13 protein-coding genes and 8 pseudogenes are annotated in these 25,804 nt (G+C 59.2%); 11 read left to right on the top strand and 10 right to left on the bottom strand.

The window, feature by feature from the left end; genetic code table 11:
* Positions 1-628: 628 nt before the first annotated feature.
* The 3 genes and pseudogenes from IVB07_RS31005 to istB all read left to right on the top strand — a co-directional run bounded on the left by IVB07_RS31005 (position 629) and on the right by istB (position 6,030).
* Positions 629-3,256 carry a Ulp1 family isopeptidase gene (locus IVB07_RS31005; protein ID WP_247282781.1) on the top strand — a complete coding sequence of 876 codons (2,628 nt, stop codon included), beginning with the start codon at positions 629-631 and terminating at the stop codon, positions 3,254-3,256.
* Between the two features lie 457 nt (positions 3,257-3,713).
* Positions 3,714-5,253, top strand: a pseudogene (gene istA / locus IVB07_RS31000) (IS21 family transposase).
* A gap of 15 nt (positions 5,254-5,268) precedes the next feature.
* Positions 5,269-6,030, top strand: a complete 762-nt coding sequence (gene istB, locus IVB07_RS30995; protein ID WP_247766830.1) for an IS21-like element helper ATPase IstB — start codon at positions 5,269-5,271, stop codon at positions 6,028-6,030.
* 98 nt (positions 6,031-6,128) lie between these two features.
* Here the strand turns inward: istB and IVB07_RS30990 are convergent.
* The 3 pseudogenes from IVB07_RS30990 to IVB07_RS30980 all read right to left on the bottom strand — a co-directional run.
* Positions 6,129-6,337 (bottom strand): annotated as a pseudogene (locus tag IVB07_RS30990) (transposase); the annotation flags it as partial.
* A gap of 150 nt (positions 6,338-6,487) precedes the next feature.
* Positions 6,488-7,617 (bottom strand): annotated as a pseudogene (locus IVB07_RS30985) (IS3 family transposase).
* Positions 7,618-7,740: 123 nt separating this feature from the next.
* Positions 7,741-8,346, bottom strand: a pseudogene (locus tag IVB07_RS30980) (DDE-type integrase/transposase/recombinase); the annotation flags it as partial.
* A gap of 360 nt (positions 8,347-8,706) precedes the next feature.
* Between IVB07_RS30980 and IVB07_RS30975 the strand changes: the two are divergent.
* Both IVB07_RS30975 and IVB07_RS30970 read left to right on the top strand, forming a co-directional pair.
* On the top strand, positions 8,707-9,651 hold the full coding sequence (locus tag IVB07_RS30975; RefSeq protein WP_247456620.1) for a hypothetical protein: 945 nt from the start codon (positions 8,707-8,709) through the stop codon (positions 9,649-9,651).
* A gap of 701 nt (positions 9,652-10,352) precedes the next feature.
* The gene (locus IVB07_RS30970) at positions 10,353-11,282 is read left to right on the top strand and encodes a TauD/TfdA family dioxygenase (RefSeq protein WP_247338745.1); all 930 of its coding nucleotides are present in this window, start codon (positions 10,353-10,355) and stop codon (positions 11,280-11,282) included.
* A 771-nt stretch (positions 11,283-12,053) separates the two neighbouring features.
* Here the strand turns inward: IVB07_RS30970 and IVB07_RS30965 are convergent.
* The 5 genes and pseudogenes from IVB07_RS30965 to IVB07_RS30950 all read right to left on the bottom strand — a co-directional run.
* Complete coding sequence (locus IVB07_RS30965) at positions 12,054-13,358, bottom strand: carbohydrate porin (RefSeq protein ID WP_247766829.1); 1,305 nt, start codon at positions 13,356-13,358, stop codon at positions 12,054-12,056.
* 1,533 nt (positions 13,359-14,891) lie between these two features.
* Positions 14,892-15,017, bottom strand: a complete 126-nt coding sequence (locus IVB07_RS40490) for a hypothetical protein (RefSeq protein ID WP_256374451.1) — start codon at positions 15,015-15,017, stop codon at positions 14,892-14,894.
* A 231-nt stretch (positions 15,018-15,248) separates the two neighbouring features.
* On the bottom strand, positions 15,249-16,583 hold the full coding sequence (gene hemN, locus IVB07_RS30960) for an oxygen-independent coproporphyrinogen III oxidase (RefSeq protein ID WP_247368996.1): 1,335 nt from the start codon (positions 16,581-16,583) through the stop codon (positions 15,249-15,251).
* A 1,134-nt stretch (positions 16,584-17,717) separates the two neighbouring features.
* Positions 17,718-18,044 (bottom strand): GcrA family cell cycle regulator, encoded by a 327-nt coding sequence (locus IVB07_RS30955; protein WP_247338739.1) that lies wholly within the window; start codon positions 18,042-18,044, stop codon positions 17,718-17,720.
* Positions 18,045-19,080: 1,036 nt separating this feature from the next.
* Positions 19,081-19,511: pseudogene (locus IVB07_RS30950) on the bottom strand (integrase core domain-containing protein); the annotation flags it as partial.
* Between the two features lie 540 nt (positions 19,512-20,051).
* Here IVB07_RS30950 and IVB07_RS30945 point away from each other — a divergent pair.
* The 4 genes and pseudogenes from IVB07_RS30945 to IVB07_RS30930 form a co-directional block, all read left to right on the top strand.
* Positions 20,052-20,138: pseudogene (locus tag IVB07_RS30945) on the top strand (plasmid stabilization protein); the annotation flags it as partial.
* A 273-nt stretch (positions 20,139-20,411) separates the two neighbouring features.
* Entirely contained in the window at positions 20,412-20,762 is a 351-nt protein-coding gene (locus IVB07_RS30940; protein WP_245288556.1) for a Fic family protein, read from the top strand.
* A gap of 65 nt (positions 20,763-20,827) precedes the next feature.
* Entirely contained in the window at positions 20,828-21,088 is a 261-nt protein-coding gene (locus IVB07_RS30935) for a hypothetical protein (RefSeq protein ID WP_247541867.1), read from the top strand.
* A 126-nt stretch (positions 21,089-21,214) separates the two neighbouring features.
* Positions 21,215-21,451, top strand: coding sequence for a hypothetical protein (locus IVB07_RS30930; RefSeq protein ID WP_247295538.1), 237 nt, complete (start codon positions 21,215-21,217; stop codon positions 21,449-21,451).
* 365 nt (positions 21,452-21,816) lie between these two features.
* On the opposite strand, the gene IVB07_RS30925 is transcribed toward IVB07_RS30930, so the two are convergent.
* On the bottom strand, positions 21,817-23,091 hold the full coding sequence (locus IVB07_RS30925; RefSeq protein WP_247368992.1) for a hypothetical protein: 1,275 nt from the start codon (positions 23,089-23,091) through the stop codon (positions 21,817-21,819).
* A gap of 590 nt (positions 23,092-23,681) precedes the next feature.
* Between IVB07_RS30925 and IVB07_RS30920 the strand changes: the two genes are divergently transcribed.
* Positions 23,682-24,224: a hypothetical protein gene (locus tag IVB07_RS30920; RefSeq protein ID WP_247368989.1), complete on the top strand. Its 543-nt coding sequence runs from the start codon at positions 23,682-23,684 to the stop codon at positions 24,222-24,224.
* A gap of 414 nt (positions 24,225-24,638) precedes the next feature.
* On the opposite strand, the pseudogene IVB07_RS30910 reads toward IVB07_RS30920, so the two are convergent.
* A pseudogene (locus IVB07_RS30910) lies at positions 24,639-25,033 on the bottom strand (IS21 family transposase); the annotation flags it as partial.
* 116 nt (positions 25,034-25,149) lie between these two features.
* On the opposite strand from IVB07_RS30910, the pseudogene IVB07_RS30905 reads away from it, so the two are divergent.
* Positions 25,150-25,343 (top strand): annotated as a pseudogene (locus tag IVB07_RS30905) (DDE-type integrase/transposase/recombinase); the annotation flags it as partial.
* Positions 25,344-25,804 lie beyond the last annotated feature (461 nt).

Below are 25,804 nucleotides of genomic sequence, written 5' to 3'. Positions count from 1 at the left end.
GGTCCCTTGTTGTTCAATTGGCGATCTTGACGTCTAGCTTTTCGCGCCGGTGTCGCTGCCAGGCGGCTTGAAGAGTCGTCTCATCTAGTAGGAGAGTGGTGTGGAACCGATCTATAACGATCCGGACTATTGGATGCGCTGGCACGCCGAGCTGCAGGAGCTGCAGAGTGCGCGGCAAGAGGCGGATCAAGCTGGCTTCGAGCAGCAATTGGGCGAGCTGCAACTCCGCTCTCCTGAGGAGAGTTCGGGGGGTAGTTCCCCCGACACTCCAGCCGCACGGTCGCATGAAAACATCCAGCGTACGGACGTTGGTGGTTCGATGCGAATGCCGCCAAGGTCCAATCTGCGGAGCAATGCGTTCAGCAGCGCGCGTCACAGCGTCGATGTTCCGCACGCTCATCTTGGTTCGGCTGCAAATAATTACCGGTCTGACTTGCGGGAGGGGCCATTCAGCAGCATGCGCTACGCAGCGCCCTCGGAGGAACAACCTACGGCGCGGACGAAGGACAACAAGCCCCGTGGACTGTTCTCTCGGGTCAAATCAGGACTAAGCAAAGTCTTTGGAGGAAGCCACCGTGAGAAGTGGTCCGGCGGCCCAGCGTTTGATGTCGTCTCCTCGGAGCTTCGCATGGACTTTGCAAAGCGCAGTCGTCCGTCCGAGGCAGACCTGGAGCTGATTGAAGAGTTCAAGACGGCATTGGGCAGCGCGAACCGTACCGCGAAGACGATCGATAATTATGTGATGGCTCTTCGAAAGTTCAGCGAATTCCTCCAACCCAAAGGCGTCACTCTGAACGACCTGCTTGGCAATGCTGAGCTGCTGACAGCCTATAAAGATGAATTTAATAAGGTGGCGAGCGCCAATAGCAGGCACCATGTGGGGCCAGCCTTGAATGCACTCCAGAATTTCCAGGCTGGAAATCCCATATCCGCCCCAGCCTGGGTGGGTACGCGAGCGCAACCGATGCACCCCGAGGACGAGCGGATGATCGGCCAGTTCGTGGAAAACGTCAAAAGCTACAGAGTTGCTCCCGATGGCACCAGAGGCCGCGGGACTGGAACGGTTCCCCCTGATACGATCAGGAACAATATGATAGCGCTCAACGGGTTTGCTCGTTGGCTCCGAGCGCAGAACAAGGATCCCCTGGCTCCTCGGGCGTTCAACGAGCCAAGGTCGCTCGCCGTCGACATCGACGAGTACGTCGAAGCTGGCGGCGATCATGATGATCGCCTCAGCGTGGCATTGTCTCATCTTCGCAGGATCGGGGCTGACGGGCTCCAAGCTGTCGGCGCCGGGCCCCGCCTGATGGGGCGCCAAACATTGGCGGCTCATCCGGAGGACGTCTCCATCATCGATGACTTTTTGACGGACGCTCTATCCAAGCTTGGATCCGACGCGACTCGCAAGGAGAAACACGACGCTTCGACGAAGGCGTCCAGCCTACGCTCTTTTAGTGATTGGCTTCGAAGAGAGGGCAGGCCGAGCATCATGGACCGCATCGAGGGCAATGCTGAGCAGCAGCGGTCATTGAGCGCAGATCATTCGGCGTACCAGAAAGCCACAAAGCCGGGCGCCCCACTCAATCTCTTTCGACAATACCTGGGTCTCGAGACCAGGCGACACAGACAACGACCTCGTGCTTATGACGACGACGCCAGCCTGATCGCGAGCCTGGCTAACGAAGAGCTGAGAAACCTCGACCCAGCTTCCGAACAGAGAAGAAAAATAATTCAACAGACTGCTTCGATCCGACGCAAGTTCAGTGATTGGCTCCGCACAGAGGGTAGGGAGAGCATCGCGAGTCGAATCAACGGCAATAGTGAGCAGCAGCGCTCGCTGGGCGCAGACCTCCGGGCTTTCAGGGAAGCCACAGGGAGAGTTGATAGCGTGGGTCTCAAGAAGCTCAAGCAGTATCTGCTACTCGTTGAGGCAAACAGAGCGCTGGGTGTGAGCTTCCCTGAGCAGAGGGCTGGGTCGAACTCAACCTCAACCTGGGCGCGAGATTTGCCGACTCCGCCGTCCGAAAGTGAGTGGCCGCCGCTGCTAGGTCCGTTTGGGCAGGCCGGCTTGCAGGAACCGGCTAGGTCGAGCTCGACCTGGTCCCCGCGCGTGCCGTCCGACTTCGATCCAAGTGAGTGGCCGGCGCCGCAAGGCCCGGTTGGACCGACCGGTTGGCAGGACCCGGCCGGCTCGAGCTTCACCTGGTCTCCACGAGTGCCGTCCGGCTTCGAGTGGCCAACTCCGGAGGGCGCGCCAGCTCGGTCCTCAGACATCTACCGCGATTTGACTTCTTTCGCTGATCTGCCGTCCACACCGCAGGAAATGCGTGACGACGCCCAGTCAAGGCCGGTGCTCAGCCCGACCGGCAGACCGCCGTTCTTCATCGGTCCATCAGGCAAGCCGCAAGAGCTCGAGGAGATCGGATATCTCGTCGGCGAGGATTGGCAGCATGGCTCACAGGCGGTGCCGGACTTCCTGCTCGATGTACTGGACAATAGAATGCTGTTGCCGAGTTCGCGAATGGCTCCCCAGCCGGTCTCTATCAACGGTGAGACCTACTCCATCGCATTGGGGCCGCGAGGACGCCGCGACGCCCAACTGATCCATCACCCTGGCCCATCCTCGGTTCCTGATGCCCGGATCGGCGCTTCGACGGCGAGTGCCTCTGCCGGCGACCGCAGCGGACGGGTGCTCGGAGCCAGGGAATGGCTGGGTGACGCGCATATCCAGCGGGACTACGAGCTCCTGTCGCAGGAGTTGCGGCAAAGCAATCCAAACCTCGCCGCCCGGACCCGGTTCGTCGATCCTCTTATCGCCTTTCAGGTGGGCCATGGTACGGAGGGCGACGCCCTGAACGCATTCCATCGCATTGTCAACGATCTGAATGGCAACGATACGGCCGACTTCCTGTTCTTGCCGGTGAGTGATGCGAGCGCTACGGACCTCCTTGACCGCGGCTCCCATTGGTCGTTTCTGCTGGTAGATCGCCGCGATCGCGACAGGCCGGTTGCCTATCACTACGACTCCTTAGAGCCATACAATGCCGGACCTGCAGAAACGCTCGCAGCGCGGGTGGGAGCCGATTTGCGAGATGCCCTCATACGCGAGCAGAGGAACGGCTATGATTGCGGTGTCTTTGTGGTCGATGGTACCCGGGAGCTGGTCAGACGGCTCGCGGGAAGACGGCAGGCAGATCTGAACCTCCTCAACCTCGTCGTCGACCGGCAGGCATTGCAAAACCGACTAAGGGGCTGATGTCGGCTTCAACTGAATAGCGCGCGCAGCTGGTTGAAGGGGTTGAAGTGCAACTTCGCCCCGATTGAAGGTCTGCAATCGGCCCGTTCGCAGAGCATGATGGTGTCTCACAACGAGAGCGGAGCCGGAGCTAGCCCGTCTTATTCGCCGGCGTGCTGAGAGGTTGGCGAGCGTGGCGTAAAGCGCTGATGCGGCGTAGGATGTCGTCCGTGAAGTTTCCCGCAACGCGCTGGTTCAAGCGTAGTGCGGCTGGCGGATGATGCACCGGAGCCTCTGCATCAGGGCTGCGCGTTTCGCGGGATCGTGAGCACGGATTTCAGCGCATCGTGAGCAACGATTTCAGAGGATCGTGAGCAGCGATTTCAGGCGATCGTGAGCAACGTTTGGCGGTGCCGGACGCTTCGACCGACAACTCAACCGGGCTACGGATTTCTCATTCAACCAATGAGGAAGCCTGATGCCTACCGAGAGATTGTCGATGCGCCGGATCCGAGAAGTTCTACGTTTGAGGCACCAGGGCCTGACCGAGCGCGTCATCGCGCGGACGTTGGGAGTGAGCAATGGGGTCGTACACGGTTATGTGCGTCGCGCCCGCCTTGCGGGGCTGACCTGGCCGCTGCCGGAGGGCCTGGACGACGAGAACCTTGAACTGCTGCTGTTTCCGGCGCCGACGGCAGCCTCGCAAAGCGACCGGCGCCCGACACCGGATTGGGCTTATGTCGAGAAGGAGCTGCGCCGCCGCAGCGTGACGCGCCTGCTGTTGTGGGAAGAGTATCGCGCCGCCAATCCGGACGGCTTTGGCTATACCTGGTTTTGCACGACGTTCGAGGCCTGGAAGCAGCGGGCCCGGCCAAGCATGCGTCAGACCCACGCCGGTGGGGAGAAGGTATTCGTCGATTTCGCCGGCGACACCATCGATATCTTCGATCCCATCACCGGCGAAGTGCGCGCCATGAAGCTGTTCGTCGCGGCGATGGGGGCCTCGAACTACACCTACGCCGAGGCCTGCCCAAGCGAGAGCCTGTCCGACTGGATCGGCGTGCATGCCAGCCTGTTCAGGTATCTCGGCGGCGTGCCGAAGTTCGTGGTCTGCGATAATCTCAAGGCCGCCGTGACCAACCCCGATCGCTACGATCCCGGGATCAACCGCACCTATGCTGAGATGGCCGGCCATTACGGCACCGCGATCCTGGCGGCCCGGCCGAGGCGACCAAAGGACAAGGCCAAGGTTGAGGTCGCAGTCCAGATCGCCCAGCGCTGGATCCTGGCCCGCCTGCGCAACCAGCGCTTCTTTTCCCTGGCGGAGCTCAATACCGCCATCCGCGGGCTCGTCGTCGAACTCAACGCCCGCCAGATGCGCGGCTTCGGCTCCAGCCGGACCGAACTGTTCGCCGAGATTGATCGCCCCAGGTTGAGAGAACTGCCGGACCAGCCCTACGTCTTTGCGCGCTGGAAGCGTTGCCGTGTCGCCCCAGATTATCACGTCGAGATCGACGGCCATTGGTATTCCACCCCTTACCGCCTGATCCGTGAACTCGTCGATGTCCGTATCGCCGACAAGACCGTCGAGGTCTTCCACAAGGGACAGAGGATCGCCAGCCACGCCCGTGCGCCCAACCGGCGCGGCCACACCACGATTGCCGATCATATGCCCAGCGCCCACCGCCGCTACGGCAAATGGACAACGGGAGGGCTGATCGCCGCCGGCGAGAAGATCGGTCCATCGACGGCGGCGTTCTTCCAGGTCGTCATCGAAGCCCGGCCGCACCCCGAGCAAGGCTTTCGCACCTGCCTCGGTATTCTGTCGCTGGCCAGGAGCTACGACCATGCGCGCGTCGATGCCGCCTGCCGACGCGGCATCCTGATCAAGGCTCGCTCCGTCGCCTCGATCCGTTCGATCCTCAAGAGCGGCCTCGATCGCGCTTTCCCTCGACGAGACGTCCGACCACCAGCCCCTGCGCCACGGCAACATCCGCGGTCAGGGCTATTTCCACTGAACCAGGGAGACTCCAATGCTGACACACCCCACCCATGAACGGCTGATCACGCTTGGCTTGACCGGAATGGCCAAAGCCTTCGAGGAGCAGCGACGATCACCGGACCTCGACGCCCTGCCGTTCGAGGAGCGCATCGGGCTTCTCGTCGATCGCGAAGCCGCCGAGCGCGACACCAAACGTCTCACGACCCGTCTCAAGTTCGCCGCGCTACGCCAGAGCGCATGCGTGGAAGACGTCGATTTGCGCACGCCACGCGGCATCGACCGCAGCGTCTTCGCCAGACTCGTCGGCGGCGACTGGATCGACCGCAACGAGAACCTGCTCATCACAGGGGCAACCGGGCTCGGCAAAAGCTGGATTGCCTGCGCCCTCGGCCACAAGGCCTGCCGCGACACTCGTTCGGTCCAGTATCACCGCGTCCCGCGCCTGTTCGAGGCGCTCGCCCTGGCTCGCGGCGACGGCCGATATGGCCGGCTGCTCAAAACCATCGGCCGCGTTCAACTTCTGATCCTCGATGATTGGGGCCTGTCAGTTCTAAATCCGCCCGAACGGCGCGACCTTCTGGAGATCCTCGATGATCGCCACGGTCGCGCCTCCACCATCGTCACCAGTCAGGTCCCTGTTGAACATTGGCACGACGTTATGGGCGACCCAACCCTCGGCGACGCCATCCTGGATCGCCTCGTTCACAACGCTCACCGTCTGCAACTCTCCGGAGAAAGCATGCGAAAGCAGAACGCCCGCAATCAAACTCTTGACGCCAACTCAAACCCCTGAACCAATCACCCATGTCGGTCAAAGCCGCTGCTCACCATCGCGCGAAACAGCTGCTCACGATCGCCTGAAATCGCCGCTCACCATCAGCGAAATGCGCATCAGGGCCGCAAAAGCCGTTCGAACCAGCGCAGCAAAAGGTGGAAGTTGAAGCCGGCGGCGGCAAGGACGGGGTTGATTCGGTCGCGGGCGCGGCCCTTGAGGTGGTTGCGGCTCATGCGGTGTTCGGCCTTGAGGTGACCGATCACCGGCTCGACCGCGGCGCGGCGCTTCATCTCGCGGCGGATGGATGGGTCTTGGTGACGCGGCGGACAGAGCTGACCCCGGTTGTTTGGACAGCGCCCCGCGGGGGTTTAAGTGGATTCCTGCCGGGTTATGCTGAACGCGGGGCCTTACGATTTTGTCGTTGCGTCGGGAGGGCGTAGCCCGACCAGAGCGACGACAAAATCGTCGGCGACGGTCATGCGACCATCACCATAGCTTGCGTGCCGAAGTAAGCCTCGTCGGGCGTGCGCCCGTCAAGGCTCGAGTGAGGGCCTCCCTGATTGTAGAAGGCCAGATACTTGGCAATTGACGCTCGCGCCTCGGACACGCTGTCGTAGGCGCGGAGATAAACTTCTTCGTATTTGACCGTGCGCCAGAGCCGCTCGACAAACACGTTGTCGCGCCAGGCGCCCTTGCCGTCCATGCTGATGGCGATCTTCGCGTCCAGCAGCACATCGGTGAACTCGAGGCGGGTGAACCTGGCTGCCCTGGTCCGTGTTGAAAATCTCGGGCCTGCCGTGCTTCGCCAACGCCTCCTGGACCGCTTCGACGCAGAAGGCCGCCTCCATTGTGATCGAGACGCGATGGGCCAGGACCCGTCGGCTGAACACATCGATGACCGCCGCGAGATAGACGAAGCCACGCCGCATCGGAATGTAGGTGATGTCCATTGCCCACGCCTGGTCGGGCCCCTCGATCTTCAATCCGCGCAACAGGTACGGGTAGATCTTGTGACCCGGTGCCGGCTTGCTCGTGTTCGGGCGACGATAGACCGCCTCGATCCCCATGCGCTTCATCAGCGTCGCGATGTGGCGGCGACCGGCGTATACGCCCTCCCGCCGCAGCAACGATCGCAGCATACGCGCTCCCGCGAAGGGATAATCGAGATGCAGCTCATCGAGCCGACGCATCAAGGCAAGGTCCTCGGCCGAAACTGGCCGAGGTTCATAGTAGACCGTGCTGCGAGCCAGCTTCAGGACCTTCGCCTGGCGCACGATAGAAAGATCATGACCGCGGTCGATCATCGCTTTGCGCTCAGCAGGCCCGCCTTGGTGAGCGCGCCGGACAAAAAATCGTTTTCCAACGCCAGCTCGCTGATCTGGCATGTAACGCCTTCAAATCGACCGGCGTCTCGGCCGATGCCTTGTCATGCCCAAACACGCCGGCGGCGCCTTCCAGGAGCTGGTTTTTCCAGATCGTGATCTGGTTCGGATGAACATCAACCAGTTGCGCCAGCTCCGCCAGCGTCTTGTCGCCCTTGACCGCAGCCAAAGCAACCTTCGCCTTGAATGCCGGAGAATGCGTCCGGCGGCTCTTCTTCGTCATCTTCGCTCCTGATTCGCGGCAAGAATCCTCGCCGCTGTCAGGCAGAAAATCCACTCAAACTACTGTCCGAATTTGCGGAGCCAGCTCTCTTGCCGTGGGGCCGTCCGCGTAGCGCGGGGGGAAAGTGAACTGGATCCCATTGTCGGTGAGAACCGTGTGGATCTTGTAGGGGACAGCCGCGATCAGAGCTTCGAGGAAGGTCGAGGCCGAGGTCCTTCCCGTCTTCCTGACCAGTTGCACGAAGGCGACTTTGCTGGTGCGATCGATAGCGACATAGAGGTAGAGCTTGCCTTCAGCGGTCTGGAGCTCAGCAATGTCGATGTGGAAATAGCCGATCGGATAAGCCTCTAATTTTTTCTTCGGAGGCTTGCTGCCTCCGACCTCCGGCAATCGGCTGATCCCGTGGCGCTGGAGACAGCGATGCAGGGATGATCGCGTCAGATGCGGGATGGTCGGCTGGAGCGCATAGAGGCAATCGTCGAGCGGCAATAGCGTATGCCGCCGGAAAGCGACGATGATCGCCTCCTCCTCGATGGAAAGCACGGTCGATTTGGCTTCTTTGGGGCCTGTCGGGAGATCGGCGACGGTCTCGCGCTCCCTCCACTTCGCGACAGTCTTCTGGTTGATCCCGTAGCGCTTGGCGAGCACTCTCAGGCTCTCTTGACTATTTTGTATTGTTCGACGGACCGCCTCCGTCGTCGTGGCGCAGCCGTGTAAAACTTGTCCCATAGCGCATCCTTCGAATCGTGCGATAAGAATGCACCATCAAAACTTGGGACTAAACTCCTAGGCCAGACGTGTTGCACCCCACAGTATTCCTCTGACGGGGCTCTTGAAGGTCGACCGCTGCTCTCATCGGCCGTGATTGGCTCAATGGCTACCCAGATCCATCACAGCTGGTGCGGAGCGTGCGGCTGCACCTGTTGCGTAGCATGGTTCCGATATTCCGATCCTGCCTTATTGAGGACGATCTGATGGCGTTAACGCCGGATGCTGATGGCCTATTCCAGTTCAGCATTTGAGTTCGATAGTTCAAGTCCTCGTGCGGGTTTTCCGGGTAAAAGAGAGCACATGCCTATGAGGGACACGATGAAGCACATCAAACGGTCGTTGCGCGTGCTCGGTGGACTTGCTGTCGTCGTCGGCGTCTCTTCCGTGCTCGGATCGAACTATGTGCGATCGGAAGCCCTCAATGGCTTTGGCTCTGCAGCGACGGGCGGCCTTGGAGGCGAGGTAGTTCAGGTCAGATCAACCAAAGCTCTGAAGTATGAGTTGTGTCGTTCGTACAGCTTCGGGCGCTGCAATGACAGTAGTCCGCGCGAGATTCAGGTAGCCGGAACCATAGACTTTACCGGTACGGAAGGGCAAGGCGAGGGGCAGGGTTGCCAATACGGCCGTGCTTGTTCGGCACCGTATAAAAGTGAGTCCCTTCTCCTTATAGATGGCAACGATGCGCATTGCGACGGCAAGGAGAAGACATTGGTCGGCTTCGACAGGGCCGGCAAGCACCCGCTGGAGATTGGCTCAAACAAGACGGTGATCGGCGTTGGCCCGAGCGCGACAATCAAAGGGAAGGGGCTGCGCCTAAATGGGGTCAGCAACGTCGTTATTCGCAACATGACCATCAGTGATATCAATCAAGGCATGATATTTGCCGGCGATGCTATTGCAATTGCACGAGCCGACCTGGTTTGGATCGATCACAACCGGTTTCATAATATCGGGCGGCAGATGATTGCCGGCGGCCTTGGCCCTACGACGAATATTACGATTTCCTGGAACGACTTCGATGGCAGCGATACCTATTCCTCCTATTGTAACGGGGAGCACTATTGGAATCTCCTTTTCTTGGTGTCCCGCAGACGATCACCATCGCAAATAACTATTTCCATGAGATCTCAGGGCGGGCGCCGCACATTGACGGTGCCCAGGCTATTATTCATCTCCTCAACAATTACTTCCACAACACGAATGCGCAACAGAGCGGCGGATTCTTCCATGCAGTGGATGCTGGACCATCTGTGCAAGTGCTGATCGAGGGCAACTACTTTGACAACATTGAAACACCTGTAAAGACTGGTAGTGGACATATCTTTGGCTTGTTGGGCAAATCCAGCCGGACCGTGCAGAACATCTGCCTTACCGTGCTCGGACGTCGGTGCATCGAGAACATCGCGAGCCCAGTGCCGCGGATCAATGGCTTTCGCCTGGATGAAGCCGTAGTTCAATCGTTTGGAGCTCTTCCAGGGTCATCTATTCCTCTCCCATTTCCAGCCGATGCTGTTTCGGCAGTGATCACGGCCAAGGCAGGTCCCGGACACCTTGAGAGCCGGTGATGGTCCGTTCGCAGAGGCGGCTCGAGACTGGCCGATTGCCGCAAACTGTTAAGCGGAGTGCGCATACTGGACGAGAACAGCGCGCAAGGCTGGCTGCCCGACGTTGCACGAGGACCGTATGGCTTCGAGTGCCGAGCGGTACATTTTCTATCGACTATGCGCCCTATACCTTTCGCCGCCGGCCCGGGTGGGTTGGAAAGAGGGTGGGGGGTGGCATCGAGTTCCTGGCAAACTGTTCGACTCAAACCCGGTCCCGTACCTGAGGGACGTTCACAGCTCCGTTTTCCAACTGGCATGGTGCTTGCTCGAGAGTACCCGTAGCGCGAGGCTCGCCTACGAAACCTAGTCACACGCGCCCTAGTGCGCTTGAAGAATCCGCAAAGCTTGGAAATATTCGCAATGAAACAAACGGCTTCGACCGAGAGGGTCATTCCACTGACCGACGTCGTCAAGCGCGCAGCGCGCATCGGTGTTGAAATCGGAAATATTAAGCTCTCGGGTGATTTACCGAGCCAAACCATCGCTGAGATCACCAGCTTGCTGCTCGAACACAAGGTGATCTTCTTCCGCGATCAGGGGCATCTTGATGACGCGGAGCAGGAGCGATTTGCTGCTAGATTGGGAAGGCTGGTGCCGCATCCGACACTCGGTACGGTCAATGGAACGGCCTCGATCATCGAGCTTGATTCCGCGCGCGGAGGTAGCCGGGCCGATGTATGGCACGCCGATGGAACCTTTCTCGCGGCGTATCCTAGACTTGCGGTGCTGCGAGCCATTGTGGTCCCATCGTCCGGTGGCGATACGATTTGGTCGAACGCTGTGGCCGCCTATCTGGATCTGCCGCGGCCGCTCCAACGGCTTGCCGACGAACTCTGGACCGTTCACAGCAACGCCTTCGACTACGCCGGGACCTGCCGTGTTCGCGAAATCGACCAGAAGCATTTTGATGAGGTCTTTACCAAAACGATCTATGAGACGGAGCACCCGGTGGTCCGTGTACATCCCGAGACCAGCGAGCGCGCCCTGGTGCTCGGCGATCTGGTGCAAAGGTTTATTGATATCCCAAAACGCGACGGTCAGAAGCTGTTTGATCTATTCCAGTCTCATATCACGGCACCCGAAAACACCGTACGTTGGAGCTGGAAAGAAGGCGATGTCGCGATCTGGGATAACCGCGCAACGCAGCATTATGCGGTCAACGATTACGGTGACCAGCATCGCGTCGTTCATCGTGCCACAATCGATGGTGACGCGCCCGTCAGCGTCGACGGTCGAAGCAGTGTAACGCGCCTCAAGACGACGAAGCACCCGTCCACGAAGGTTGCCTAGCAAGGCTCGGCAAAATTCACCGATCATGCACTGCTCTTATCGCATGTTCGCGCGAATAGATGTTTGAGAAGAGACAGCAGAACGCCACGCGCAATTGGATGGGAGGGCTAACGCGCCGCAGACTCGGGAGGCGACCTCCTTGCTGGAGTAAGATGCTAAAGCTCGTCTCGACCGACGAAAATGAGTCAGCATTCGAGTGGCGCAAGTCATCCGGCCGCGTCCGGTCGATTTGCCGCCGAAGGGGGGGCACGTGTCCGCCGACCTCGCGCATTGCCTTTCGGCCAGCGCCACGACCGTCGGACAGATACAGCGATTACCGTAGTTGGGTAGCTTTGGCATCTGTGTCGCGGCTCCGCTTACCACACCTCTTCGGCGTGAACTAAGCTCCGAGGGCACGATTTCGGCCTGTCATGGCAGAGTACGAGCTCGGGCGCGATTCTGACGAGCTGCACCAGCAATCATCCGAAAGCAATGTCGCTGCCGCAAGCTCAGCACTCGATTGAACAAATGGGCATGGGAGATCATTCCGCGGCCGGAGGAGCTCTTGCGCAAGTACGACGTCGGCCTATCGCTCGTAGACCGAAGCAGCAAAGGCTCTAACCTACCATTCCCAACAGCATGCTACGTTGGATATCACGGCTCAATTTACGCGGTACCCGGCTTCGCGTCAGGCGCACAGCGGATACCAAAATCGCCGTGATGGGTAGCCCACACCGTTGAAAAGGGCGAGTGGGATATCGACTACATGACGCTACGCGCAGTCCTGAGAGCCTAGAAGAATACCGACGTAGATACCAATATATTCAGGGCGTGTCCTGTTTGCGGCGTGTAGGTAATGCTTGTCGGGTGATTGATGTACGTCAGTCCTACGGTTGTATATATCCCGGGCGCGAGATGCGCCGTATACAGTCCCGAAATTGCTGTGCTGTCCCGGTGCGCCAGCTGCTCTTTCGCCAATACAGCGTCCACCGCGAAATGGCTCCAGATGGTGTTGTTGACAACAAGACTCATCTGATCAGTGGGCCGGCTGTCAAACAGGCCCTTCGCATACAGGCGAAGCTCGTAGTACTGGCTAGCCCTATTTAGGTCAGGCGGAGCGTACATTACAGAGAACCCGCCATAGATTCCGCGAGATGCCGAGCCATGGACGGCAGACTGCCAGAATTGCCTATCCGCAGCTACATAGTAGACGCTGTTCGCCTTGGCTGTCGGTTGCGTCGGATGCTGTAGGTCCGTGTAGCTGCTGTTGTTAAAGCCCGCGCCAGCCCGCAGCCAAGTCTCGGGTACCCCGGGAGTAGGCTTGTTCTTATAGCAAACTTCATCAAGTAAAAGAATGCCCGCGTCGCGCGTGCTCCAGTTCAAGCCAGTGGGATTTTCGCTTACATGCGTATATTGACCGGCTGGACTAAGCGAGCGCTGGATTGAGAGCTTGTTATATAAGCGATCGTCAAAATTGTACTTCAGATTAAGAGCCGGCGTTGGCGCCCAATTGTTGCTCATGCCTGCTTGGAACAGCATCTTCGACGAGGGTCCAAAAACTTTTTCTCCGGCACCCGCAAACTCATGTTGGTTCCTGAGGTAACCCACTTTGAGTTCGATCTTCCTTTCGAACAACGTTTGATAGTAGGAAACTGCATTGATTCCCAGTCGGTCTGGCCCGGCGCTCTTCCATGTCCAATATTGATGCTCGGCTCCCACGACGATCTGACCGTCGGGAATTCCAAACCGAGCGAGGTCATAGGTCACGATCATAGAGTTGACCGTACTAAATGTCGGATTCTGGCCGACATATTGTTGATTGGCGATGGTGCTTCTGGCCGCATTATCGAGTTGATTGTTGATAAACGTGTTTAGGGTCCAGCCAGCGAATCCAATCCCGAGATCCGAAAGCTCGGATCTGACAGAAGCTGTATCCTGATCTACGGTGTCCGCAGGACCAGGACCAGTGAACGCCGCACCTTTTTCGCGGAGCTTCTCGAATTTTGCGAATGGGTCAATCTGCTTTTGACTTCTGCTCTTGGCGGTGACCTCCGCACTGTCGCGCGTTGTGGTAGACCTAGTCGCTTTTGGCAGCAAGTTCCCAGAAAGGCGCGCTGCTCCTTTGGGCCTGCCGCTTCGGAAGGTTACAGCCGGATTCGAGATTGTTTGGAGTCTTGCCTCGGCGAGCTCATCGGGGCTGTGACTTCTAGCGCCAGAGATATCACGAAGTTCTGCCTCCGCCGAACTGCAGGCGAGACTAGCTATCAGGGAAAGGAGAATACGCCCTCTTGGCTTCGCACTTGGTCGAGAGATGAAAGCAACTGCGCCAGCCGAGTATGCCCGCATGGATACTGGCGCTATACCGCAACAATGCATCGTGATTTCCACGTCCGTCGATTTGAATAAGGTGCACGTCCACCTGACGGCCTAGACCGGTTCGCGATCCTAGTGCTCAAGGCGATGTAGGTGACGCTTGAGGCCAGGGCGCATCTCTATGCCAACGAGACCCGCTCAGCCTTCCGTGCTATCACCAATGCTGGCGCAGCTTGGCCAACGGGGTGGTACCCAGCGCGGCGCAACCCAGCCGCCCGATCGCTAATCGAGTGCAAGCATCTGCCGCACCGTGTCGAGACGGAGAGTGGCCTGCTCGACGTGACGTTCGCTGCCAAGAGATTGGCGGCCAGCGCACGGAGCCCAGGGATTCTCGCGACAAATCCGCTGCCACGAGGATGTTCTTCAACAGAGAGCCGCGCCAGTAGCTGAGCTCGCATAAGAACACGCCGGACCCTAGAAACGCCCGCAGCTCGGTCCATGCGATGAAGCACAGGCGGGCAGAAGGGGCTAACATCTTTTGACGCCCGTAAGCTCGCTGAGGCCGGCACGAGGCCTTGATTGGCTCTCATGGGAAGATGGAGAGCGCGATTGGAGGCGTTTTGATAGCTGCGGGACCAGACAGAACATCCATCAGCTCGATTGGATTTACCGAATCTATATCGCATCGCGACTTCGTCCTTGATGTGGCCCGAGCGAGTTTCACCGGCACTGACTGGCATGTGTCCGTCATCTCCATCAATTGCTAGGTTTGGTAGGTTGACCGGGCGCGGGACGTCGGCCTCGCTGTGCGAATCGTAGGTATCGTGCCGCTCGGCGCGAGACCGTCCCGGCGTCAGGGACGAACTCCGGTATGGCAGCATCGAGTGGTGCTATTCGGGAAGGTCGCTTCGATTTCGGTTGCGCGAGGCTCTTACGGAAACTTGTTTCGATCCCGCGGGATCCGGTTCTAACTGTGGTGCTCGATTATCGTTGGCGCCGTGTCGCGCCGGCGCTGGTCCTTTTGTGCTCTTTGGTCTAGCTCATCGCGTCGCCAGCTGCTGCTCTGGATTGCACGCAGCGGTCCGTAGCGATCCCGGTCGAGCGGCGACCATGCACATCAATAGGATCCGTCGTGCATCACCACGAAGCGCTCCTCTTTGCTGGGAGTTCGTATCCAGCGTAGACCGCAGGCTGATTGCGGTATCCCGAGCTGCCAGCGCTTGAGGAGGTCGAAATATCCTCGTACATCCGGACGAGCTTGATCAGGTTTTCGATACCGAAGTCGCTGAACGCCTAGATCTCATCTTCTCCGGCGCGCTAGACCCAGATGAAGCCGTCCTCGATCGCCATTTTGTTGGCGGCCTCCCGCAGCCAGTCGTCGTCCTGGTCGAGGTCCGCGGCCACACGGGCAATGGTGGTGATGTGATGAACTTTGTCGGTCACGCCGCTTGAGCGGACTGCGTTGCAGTCGGGGGCGTCCAATTCCCGGCAGCAACTCGCCTAGCCGTCTTCGCGGTAGGGCCGGGTCGGCTCTCGTCGCGCAGCTGCGCACGGCGTCGTTTACGAATTTGGCGCTGTACGTGAGTGCACCAGGTGAGCGAAAATCGTTACCCGGGCTTCTGAGCGCATAACCGAAGGTGATGCATTCATACGATCAGCGCTCCTTGGCTGGTCTTAGCAGAGCGGCGCGCCAAGATAAGCATCGAATGCGGCGGCCACAGCGCGAGTTAGAAAACGATGCTCCTGCCTCACGCGGATGAATCCCTTTTCCACCTCCACGATCCCATCCTCGGCGAGCATTGCCAAGCGTTCGGGTGAACCGAGGAAAGGGACCGGGTCAAATCCATGAGTAATGCAAATTGCCGGCACGTCGACTTCGAAATCGCACATCAGCCGCTCGATGATTGCGGCCCGGACGCGGTCTTCGAGGCTGAGACAGTAGCCCTTTGCCGTCGCCAGACGGCGGGCATTGATTTGGTCGCTGTAAGAACCCGCTTCAACTTCGTTCTGGACGTAACCGTCGCCAAGGCGGCCGATGGCCGACGGGCCAAAGCCGATGACTTTATGGCGGGTGTCGGCCGAGTAACCCAGTGAGTTCCGCCGCAGGCGACCGGCTTTCTGCGCCAGCGTGAGCTCATCGTCCGGCAAGGCGAAATGGTCGAGTCCGATTTGGCGGTAGCCCGCAGCAATCAGTGTATTGGCCATCGCCGCGGCCTGTTCTGCACGGGCAGGGCTGTCTGGCAGCGTTGCCTCGTCGATCAGGCGCTGATTCTTCTTAAAGGAAGGAACGTGCGCGTAGCCAAATACCGCAAGCCGGTCTGGTCGCATGGCCACCGCCGTAGTCGCGGTCTGAACGCAGGACTGCACCGTCTGATTTGGCAGACCGTAGATGAGGTCGAAGTTGATGCGGATTACTCCATGCTGCCGCAGCATTTCGACAGCGCGCTCTGTTTGTGCCTCACTCTGAACGCGGTTAATGGCCTTTTGAACAATTGGATCGAAGCTCTGGACGCCCAGGCTCGCGCGGTTCACGCCGGCAGCCGCTAACGCTTCGGATGTGGCGAGCGTGAACGTGCGCGGGTCGATCTCAACAGCGATGGCGGCCGTTTTCGAAACCGCAAAGCGGCGGCGCAGAAGTTCCATCAGCGCCCCGAACTGCGCGGGCTCGATGAGGGTCGGCGTTCCACCGCCGAAGTGCACGTCGCTCACAGGCAGCCGTTGCGGCACCTGCGCCCCGACCAACTCGATCTCCTTACGAAGAACCGCCAAATATTCTAGGATGGGTGAATCCCGGCGAGTGATGCTTCGAGCGAAGCCGCAATACCAGCAAATCGATCGACAGAACGGAACGTGGAAATAGAGCGACACGGACTCATTAACCGGCAGGCGCTGCAGCCATTTCTCGCAGGCTTCGGCGCCGACCACCGTGGAGAACTGGGCTACAGTTGGATAAATGGTGTACCAAGGAAGGCGAGCATCGCAATACTTTTCCAGGACCGAGGTCTGCAACGATTGTTATCCTATGTTTACGAAGTTTGTGGTCGCAAGCGAAGTCTTTTGCATTCCTTTTTGCCGATAGTATCCGGAATGTCGCTAGACAATTGGAAGCTTGCGTGACGGCCGATCTGCTGACGAAACGCGGTGTGGGATAGCAAGCCGTTCCTCTCGAAGACAGAGAACAACTGCTGCAGGCGAGATACTCGAATCAACACGGCCACGGCGGGGCCCCAGATTCAACTCCGCTTCGCGAATCTCCGACGTTCGCCAACGAGACATCCACCGGGGGTTGACGCTGCTAGAGCTGGAACTGCTCCACGACCTGACTCGTGAGAGGTTCATCGATCAAAATTGATACGTCGCCTCGCAATCTTCAGCAACTGACCAGGTTTGGTAGTTGACTTCTGCCTGGCGTATTCCCCATCCACCCAAGGATCCTGCGCCGGCTCGGGGACATCCCGGTACGTAGTCGACTTCACCAATGCGCGGATCGTCGGTGTCGCGCGGCGCCACGGCTGTTGGCGTGAGTCTGTTCTCGAGTTGGTATGGAAAAAGTAATGACCGGGTAGGCGAGCGAGAAGTGATCGATGCAATTGAACAGCCGTTTCAGACTTGCCACCGGTTTTGCACAGATCGTCAAGGCACCTATGGTGGGTGGTGGTCGTCTTGTGCCTGGGCACTGCAGGGGTCTATTTCTTCGACTGAGGTCGGACAATATCTCGAGAGCTCGGCGGTCCGTGAAGTTGCTCCAAGGCTGAGCTTGTCACCGACGCCGGGGCGGTACCTGTCGGAGGTTCCATCCGGACAGGCTCACGGTCAAGCGGCTTCACCCGAGCTCGTGTATTTCGTCGGGCAGGCGTGTGCAGAAAGTTCCAAACACCGGCGCAAACCAGGACGTCGGGCGCTTCCCCGAAGATGCATAGCCGAAACCGAGGCTCAAGAACCAGAACGCATTCTTCTTCTAATTCAGAGCATCCAGCCTCTTGAGATTGAATGAATTGACCTACGATCGAGCCTCCGCCGCGAAACAGTCTACTCGACGCCACTGTTCGTCCCATAGCCACAAAGCGCGCAAACCAACAAGCAAATCGTCCGAATGGACCATCCGGCGCATAGGCCCGGGAGATCGCGGCGCGCCTGATAGCTCTACGCGGTATTCCTGACTGCCTCAGCTAGCATCGCGTAAAGCTGCCGCTTGCTCATTTCCTGAGGCTGGCTATCTAGCGCCTTTTGCGACAGCTTCTTTCCGACGAAGTCGCGACCAGCCGCCATCGCCGTCGGCCCTCGCTTCGGGGCGGGTCTAATCTTGGGTTTTGCTGTTGGTGGCTTGTGACCTCGAGTGAGGCCCAACCGAGCTAGCCTGCCGCAAACTGCGTTGCGACTGCACTCGAGATGACGCGCGATCTGCGCGGCACTCTGTCCCGCGGCCCAGAGCTTTTCCAGCTGTGCCAATTCTCTTCTATTCCAGCGCATGGAGGATACTTTAGTGCCAGTTGTGACGCCCAGGTTAGTTTACTCTTCGTCCGGCTCGCGCACGATCGCCGGTTTGGTCTCCTGTTCATTCATTCTAAGAAAGCCCGCTCGCGAGTGAAGGAAAACGAGTGTCCTTGGCACACCGCGCTCTCTTCTTAGTCCCTACCGTGATTAGGGTGCCATCTGCTCGCGTAATATAAGTAGTCGAGTGGCAACCGGGCGTGCCGCTGGGTGCCATCGCGGCGAGTGCTTGCGTCCTGATGTTGACTACCACAAAGCGAGTTCGCGCGCCTCCCCAATCTTGATAGGGGAGCTTCGCTCGCCTTTCCACTTTTCTTTATCGACGGGGGCCGAACCAAGTTCCCAAGTAACTTCGGCCGTAAGATAATTTCAGAGAGCTCTCGCGAAGCCGAGCCATGACATCCGTCACGCATTGTTACTGTAGGGCCCAGCTCGCTGTGTTTCGACCGAGCTTCCATGCGAGTGCAAAATAGCGCATGAGCCGATCTTTCAAAATTTCACGCCAATGTCCGCGAGACAATCATGACAGCCTTATCGGCAGAGAACGTTTGCGAGGAGGCTGACATCCCGCTGAGCCGTCTTGATGTAAGCGAGCCCAAGCGTTTTGAAGGTGATACCGTTTGGACTTGTTTCGAGCGGCTGCGAAGGGAAGATCCCGTCCATTATTGCGAAGGCAGCCCGTACGGTCCATATTGGTCGATAACAAAATACCGCGACATCGTAGCCGTGGATTCAAATCACACAATATTCTCGTCAGAGCGAAGCGTCACAATTGTGGACCCGCCGCAGAAGTATTAGACTCCCAGTTTTATTAAGATGAAGTCCTCCTGTCCATGCTCAGCAGCGTAAGACTGTCAGTCCGATCGCGGCATCGGAGAACGTGGCGTAACCTCCGAATGGTCATGCGTCGTGAACAGCACCACCGCGATGCCGACCACAGCACGGTCGCGGATATCGTCGCGACGGTGGACAGAACGCTCATTGCCCTGAGAGCGCCTGACCTTGCCCCCAGGTTTTATCCAATCCTGAGTTCGGCCGTGCCGTTGGATTTGCCCGGTTGGGTGGTGGTAGCGACGGGAGCTGGCGCGGAGCCTTCGGCATAGCGCAGCGCCAGATCCCGGCGCGGGTGGCAGGTCATCGCGAACTCGGACGGGGTTCTCCATCCGAGCTGCGAGTGTGGTCTTGTGTCGTTGTAATCGGCCCGCCAACTTCCAAGTGTGACGCGGGCTTGTGCCAGTGACGTGAACAACGTCTCGTTCAACAGCTCATCCCACAGCCGAAGGCGTTCTGCATGGGTTTGCCCGGCGCGATGTCGTGCCATTCGACACGGCTTTGGTCGGCCCACACCAGGATGGCGTTGCTGGTGAGTTCGCTGCCGTTATCGCTGACCACCATCCTGGGCTTGCCGCGCTCGATCATCAGCCGGTCCAGTTCCCGCGCCACACGCCCGTTAGGCCCCTCCTAGACCAATGGATAAACGCCACTGCAAAAAGGATCCTCCAATTCAAAGTAGACCAGCTTCGGGAGGTTCGTACTCCAACTGGTGGATCCAGTCCGGCCCTGAACCGCCAGGCAGAGCTCTAACATTCGACTAGGCCTCGGGCCGCAATTATGCGAGTCTTGCAGCATTTCGAGGCGTGTCGGAAACGGAGGGACCCGATGTGCGATCGTTAACTCGCGTGTCTCTTTCGGCGTGGTTGGAGTTGGGACGGGTAAAGTCCTGGGACACTCAAAGTGACATGTGCCAGTGAAAGTACGCTCCACGACTGGACCGTAGGTGAACGTGTAGTCGTTTGCGAAGCGGCTGGACCGCGTCTGAGCGGCAAGCAAGGAGTCGTTCTCGGGTTCGGTGCTACGCGCAGCAGGCTTCGCGTGTTGCTCGACGGTTCCAGAGGGCCGATCACGTTGCACATCACCTTCGTGGACCCGGTCGTGCAGCCCGATCGCGCTTGAGAATGGTGCTGCCTACGAGGGGAAAATCCGCCGGCGTAGCACAATCGCAGCGCGGAAGCGGAAATGTGCGCCATTCTGGAGGCCGCCGTGCGTCCCGAGGGCCGGCTGCGCCTCCTGACGGGCGCGCCGGCGTTCCGAGCCAGGCCCCCTGGCCAGGGCGTTGCGGCGGGCCCGCGCAATTAAACCTTCTCCTCAAGGAGTCAAAATCGAGCTGCGTCATCGAAGGCGAGAGCCGCCGCAGGATCTTATCCAGCGGTGGGATAAGGTCATCGGCGAAGCAGGATGGACGCCGCTCGATGAGACGGTGTTCTTGCGCCTGCACCGCATTGTCATCGGTGGATGAGCGTTTCGTGAAGCTCGGCTTTCGGCAGGAAGGCGGTTTCATCGGTGAGCATGACCACGAGACGCAGAGACCCATTCCGGACCATATCAGCGCGCCATCACGAAGATATCGCCTCCCTCGTCCACGGATTGATCGCGTTCGACCAGGCCTCGTCAATTAAGCTTGACCCCGCCGTGGCTGCCGCCGTGCTGGCCTTCGGGTTCGTCTACATCCATCCATTCGAGGACGGCAATGGCCTCACCTGGCACGATGGATTCAATCCGCCGGCATCCACTTTCCGGTTTTCAGCCGCCGTCCTAAGACAAAACCGCCGAATACAAGGACGTATTAGAAAGCTTCGAGTAGATTGCTTCCATGCGTCCAATGGCAGCCTACTCCACAGGGCAACGTCAAGGTCCTGAATGATAGGGCTGACGTTTACCGATTTTTTGATGCAACGCCGCACGCGGAGTTTCTGTACGAATGCGTGCAGAGGACCATCGAACAGGATCTTCCGAAGGAAATCCGGTTCTTGCGGAGCTTCGATACATTCCGAGCGGGCGTCGAAAATATGATGGACTTGCCGGAGCGCACCCTCAACAATCTCTTATTCTTGCAACAGAATGAAGGGCGACTCTCAAAGCGCGCCCGTGACAACGAATTCTCCCAATTAACGCCAGACGAAGTCGCGAAGATTGAGGAGCTTTATCGAACGGCCTTCTCGAACGACACCGGAACAGCGAGCTAAGCCTGTATCATCTTCATTGGATCATAGCCTGGATGTCGAATCAGAATCCTCGTCGGCGGCCGCCACAGAATATGATCCAAAGGCTCGCCGGGTGCGTGAGTTTTGATCCTAGACGAGACCGACGAGATGGTCGATTCCCTCATCGTATTTTCCGACTACTCGTCGATCGTGCTCCAGAGCGAAAGCGATCAGTTCGAGAAGCTCTGCGCATTGCCGCCCCCTGACGTTCTATCCGATGAGGTGCAGGCTCAGACAGTCGAAGAAATCGACCGCATCAGGCGCATGGCGGCGGATGGTCCGCGCGCCCCGAACAATGAAGACCCAGATCGCCGAAACGGAAGCAAGCATTGTGGCCTTTGCTGAACAAGCGAAGTCTGGGGAGACATTCGCGGAGCGCGTGAAGGACGGATTGGTCGCTCACAGGCCAAAGAGCGTTGATCAATGAGCGTTCCGCTCTGAACCGCGAGCTTCCAAGTCGACAGGTCGGGTATCGTCGATCGATCTGTGGAGCAGGGTTGCTCCCATGAGACCAGCCAAGCTGGCGACCGGCATTGAACAGGCCGATGCCGGATGCGCGGTTGCGGTCATTGAGGTTGCTGAAGCGATGAGGGTGATCGACAGGAAAACGAAATGACCGATGCCCCGTACGCAGGAGCATCGGTAGGACACGGATAGGTCGGCGCCGGAGGCGATACGGGAGCTGGTGTCGGTGCTGGTGCGGGTGGGGCCTATTGGGGTCCACCCGTATACTTGTCAACCGTCGACATGAGCGGCTTCGGGGTCGACAGATTGAACATCAGCCCGAACCGACCATCGGGACCAGTCTTGTCCGGCTCGTCGATCAGCTCGTAGAGATCAATCCACTCGATGAACGAATACTGAGAGAACCTCGCCAGCATCGCATCCAGGTTTGAGTTGCAGGCCGACATCGACGCCGACGTCGAGGTGTTGACGAACGTTGAGTCGTAGATCTCGGCGCCGTTCATCTCATTGATGGCGACTGGAACGCCGTAGCTCGACAGCTTTGTGAACAGGTTGAAATTGGGACGAACTCCGCCCCAGTAGTTCGTCGGGTTCACGCCGGCATGCTCATAATAGTGATAGCCGAGCACATCGACCTTGACGCCATTCGCCTTCATGAAGTCGATGTAGCCGAACATCGTCGATGTGGTGCCGACGATGCGCCGAAGGTTTCTGCCGGTGTCGCGGCGTACCTGCTCGATCGCGTCCGACATTCCCCGCAAGAGATTGGCGAAGTCGACCATCGACGGATATGCAGCGAACTCGGCAGAGGTCCATCCCTTGCCGAACAACGGAGAGCCGTTGGCATCACGGACGGTCAGATTGATCTCGTTACCAAGTTCCCAGTCGCCGACCGAAGATGCGAACTGGCGAACAAACGCCAGGGTCCGATTGTAGCCCTGGGAGTAGATCGCAGCAGCGTCGCCGGCAGGATACTTGCCGGCATCGGTCTTGTCGCCCCACATTAGCGGAAGCGCCAGAACAGGTTCAAGAGTGACGCCATAGTTGGCGGCAAGGCCCACGATCGAGGTGAAGCGCGTCGCTGCCCATGGATCAGTGTCAGCCGCCAGAGGAATGGTCAGGCGGTATCGCTTGAGTTTATGTGCGGCGAGCGTCTTGAAGACGTCCTCGTCATTGATCTGGCGGTACGCCCCGGAGGCGAACATGGAGTGGCCATTGACGCCGATTTGAATTGTCAATTCTGTTCCTTGATTGCGCGAGAAAAGAAGAGGATGCCGTTTGCAGCAGATCTGATTTCGGGCGCGGCGGGGTAAAGGAGGAGAAACCCCGCCGCAGTCGGGCCGCAGCAGTCGGCCGGCGCTCTGTGCCGCCGCTCTCTGTTCTGTACTGCGACTATGGTTGTATTTTGGCCTACTCTCCCCTGAGGGAGTGGACTCCGCAGACGTCCGAGACTGAAGGGAGCGGCGCGCGCCAAGCCGGGGCTTCCGTTTATTGGCGCCAGCATTGGGAGCCTCGGCCAAGTGAGGTAGCTCCGTTGTCTCAATCCCTTGTGATCGCCCCAGTTGAGCTTCTGATCGCTCCCCTCGCCGCATGAGTGGGCGAAGTCAATGAATTCACAAGTCCGAGAGAGGATGCCCGTGAAAACGCTTCAGGAATCCACTCTTGCCATCGCCATCGTGGCAAGCACACTTGCGATCGCGGTGCCAGCGTGTGCAAATTCCGCAGCTTCGGAGTAACCGGAGCGCCGTTCCGGCTCAAAGCTGTCGAACCAGGGGGAACCCTCATGATTTCCGGCCATCGGAAGGCGGTCGCGCTCTTTTCCTCCTATGCAGCGACCGGGGACGGCACGCGTCTCGTCAGCTTCGCGTGGACCGCTCTGCCCCGTTTGCGGCACCACCTCTCAATGGCGCGCCGCCTCTAAGCGGGATACCCCAAAAGGTCGTCTGGCCAGGTCGCGGATGCGCTTAGCGGCCGGCCGTCGATCTCGCTGCGGCGTGCCTGTCAGTGACTTCTTTCGCGACTGAGCAACGCCGATTTCCGTGCACACCGCTGGGCAACGGCTGGGACGGCCCATCGGCGGCCCGGCACGATCGAGGTCGACGTCAACTACATGTACCGCACGCCGTTCTTCGGGACGTCGCTAATGAATTCCGTTCCTCTGGGCGGCTACACCGCGAAGAAAATCCCAGTCGTGGATCTGCGCGAGATCGCAGCCGGACAAAGCGTCGCGATGGCCGCGCGCTGCGCATTGCGCGATCTCTACGACGCATGGCGCCTGCTGCACGTCCGCGGGCTGGATTGGAAACAGGTCAAGCTCGCTACGCTCGCGATCGGGGCGGCCACACGGGACCTGAACTGGCGGACGGCCTCGCTGGACGGATATAGCTACGACGCCAACGAACTCCGCGGAAAATTGCTAACCGTCGTGAAGAGCGACATGTTCGACAAGGACGGCCGCCCGGAAGCCTGGCGCGAGCTCGTGCTGGCCGAATGGCAAGAACGACTGGCGCCCTTGTTCGAACATGATCGCGGCGAGATGTCGTTCCTTGATGCTCTCTTGGAAGAGGGACGGATCGACGTCAGCAGTCTCCAAGGCGATGCCGCCGTCAAGCACGCGATAGAGAACTTCCCCGCGCTGCAAGGAAGGCTTTGAACATCAGGAATCACAACGCCGGTCTTCCGCGCTTGTGGGCAGGCTCCGACGTTACGCCAGAGGGAGAGTAGAATTTCTCCTTATTTGTCACACCAGGACGAAACGGGAGGGCAGGAGAACGGCGGCGGATGCCCGCTTTCAGCCGTCAGCGGGTTCGTGCACCGTCAAACCGAGACGCGCCGCGTGATCGAGCAGATGCTCGACCGACGAGGCCGCCCATTGCCAGCCGCCGCCCGGCGTCCGCTCCCGCATTGTCTCGAGCTGTGCCGCGATCGCCCGCAGACTGAGGTCCGGATCGGAAATGGCAATGCCGGCGAACGAGTGTCATCAATCGATCCACCGGCTGTCGTCGCTGCGCGCGCTGGACAAGTTCAGGCTTCGCGAGGCCTTCCCGCACAGCGATGCATGGTCGAGCAGCCAGGCGTTGAGTTCCTCCAGGTTTTTGAAGCGGAGCCTCGGCGTGAAGAAGCGCTCGCGCACAGCCCGACCTGGTTCTCGACCTGGCCCTTCTCCCAGCCCGACGCCGGCGTGCAGGCCACCGGCTCGACAAGATAGAAATCCGGATCAGCGTCAGCCGTTCCGGCGACGGCTTCGTCGCATTGGTCGCCAAAAGCCGCTCAAGCTCATCGCGCCATGCACCCAGCCGAGGCAACGGCTGATGCTTGCGCACGTAGCGGAACTCCGTTTGCCCCGAACGCAGGGACCTTGCGGACCACCTCCCGAGAGACCTTCAATTCCCGGCAGATCTGCTTGATCGATTGAACCAGCGAAAGCCGGCGCATCTTTGCAATCGGCTTCACAACCAACATCCAAAACAAATGCCTCCGATGAAACCGGAAGCAGTGTCACGCCCTTGCGTTAAGGGGGGGCCCGTTTGGATGAAAACGACCCCTCAAGCAGGGTCCTTATTCCATGAAAAATCACACTGCGGTCCTATTGAGCGACGAAACGGCAGGTCATGCCGGATGCCGAGCACCGCGCACAGGGGCTTCAACAATAGGGCCGAGAATTGCCATGTGCCGCTGCGAAAGCGGGAGCGGACGATGCAGGGCTTCCGTTCGCCGGGGAAGCCTGCAGCGCTTCGTCTCGATATTCTCAACCTTCCGTAATCTCTTCGTCCAAGCCAGCTCCCGCTCCTTAGATAAGGTGACAGCGCCTGATCGCAGGCCCAGGCGGCCTGACCTGCGGCCTTCGCCGGCCGGTGTAGGCCGCAGCCCGATTCATTAACGCTTGAGCCAGGTCTCGGATTTTCTTTATCGGTCCGGGAGAACGCCTTCGTCAGCCAATCGTCAGCCAGGCGGTGTATCTAGGCCTGCCGCGCCTCATCAGCCTGAACCCAATGCAAACGCAGGAGCTGCGAATCATCATGTATGGTCGAATTGGTGCCTCGTTCGATGTCCTCTACAGCGGCGAAGCTGACGAAGCGAATCAGTCGGGAGCCACCGGGCAAACGGATGTAGGAAGCCAAAGATTCGCGAACATGTTTGCCCGGATGCATTTGGCCGGAGTGGTTCTACCGACAATTCATCTTCGCGTAGGTGGACGAAGAACGGCCCCGGTGAATGGCAGCGCGCAATCAA

The sequence above is a fragment of the Bradyrhizobium sp. 172 genome (genome assembly GCF_023101065.1).
GTDB lineage: Bacteria > Pseudomonadota > Alphaproteobacteria > Rhizobiales > Xanthobacteraceae > Bradyrhizobium > Bradyrhizobium canariense_D.
This window is presented reverse-complemented; position numbering and strand designations above follow the sequence as displayed.

Coding starts and splice junctions, on each gene's coding strand:
- IVB07_RS31005 (WP_247282781.1), top strand. CDS start 629: ATGGACTTTGCAAAGCGCAGTCGTCCGTCCGAGGCAGACCTGGAGCTG.
- istB (WP_247766830.1), top strand. CDS start 5,269: ATGCTGACACACCCCACCCATGAACGGCTGATCACGCTTGGCTTGACC.
- IVB07_RS30975 (WP_247456620.1), top strand. CDS start 8,707: ATGAAGCACATCAAACGGTCGTTGCGCGTGCTCGGTGGACTTGCTGTC.
- IVB07_RS30970 (WP_247338745.1), top strand. CDS start 10,353: ATGAAACAAACGGCTTCGACCGAGAGGGTCATTCCACTGACCGACGTC.
- IVB07_RS30955 (WP_247338739.1), bottom strand. CDS start 18,044: ATGCGCTGGAATAGAAGAGAATTGGCACAGCTGGAAAAGCTCTGGGCC.
- IVB07_RS30940 (WP_245288556.1), top strand. CDS start 20,412: ATGACCACGAGACGCAGAGACCCATTCCGGACCATATCAGCGCGCCAT.
- IVB07_RS30930 (WP_247295538.1), top strand. CDS start 21,215: ATGGTCGATTCCCTCATCGTATTTTCCGACTACTCGTCGATCGTGCTC.
- IVB07_RS30920 (WP_247368989.1), top strand. CDS start 23,682: ATGTACCGCACGCCGTTCTTCGGGACGTCGCTAATGAATTCCGTTCCT.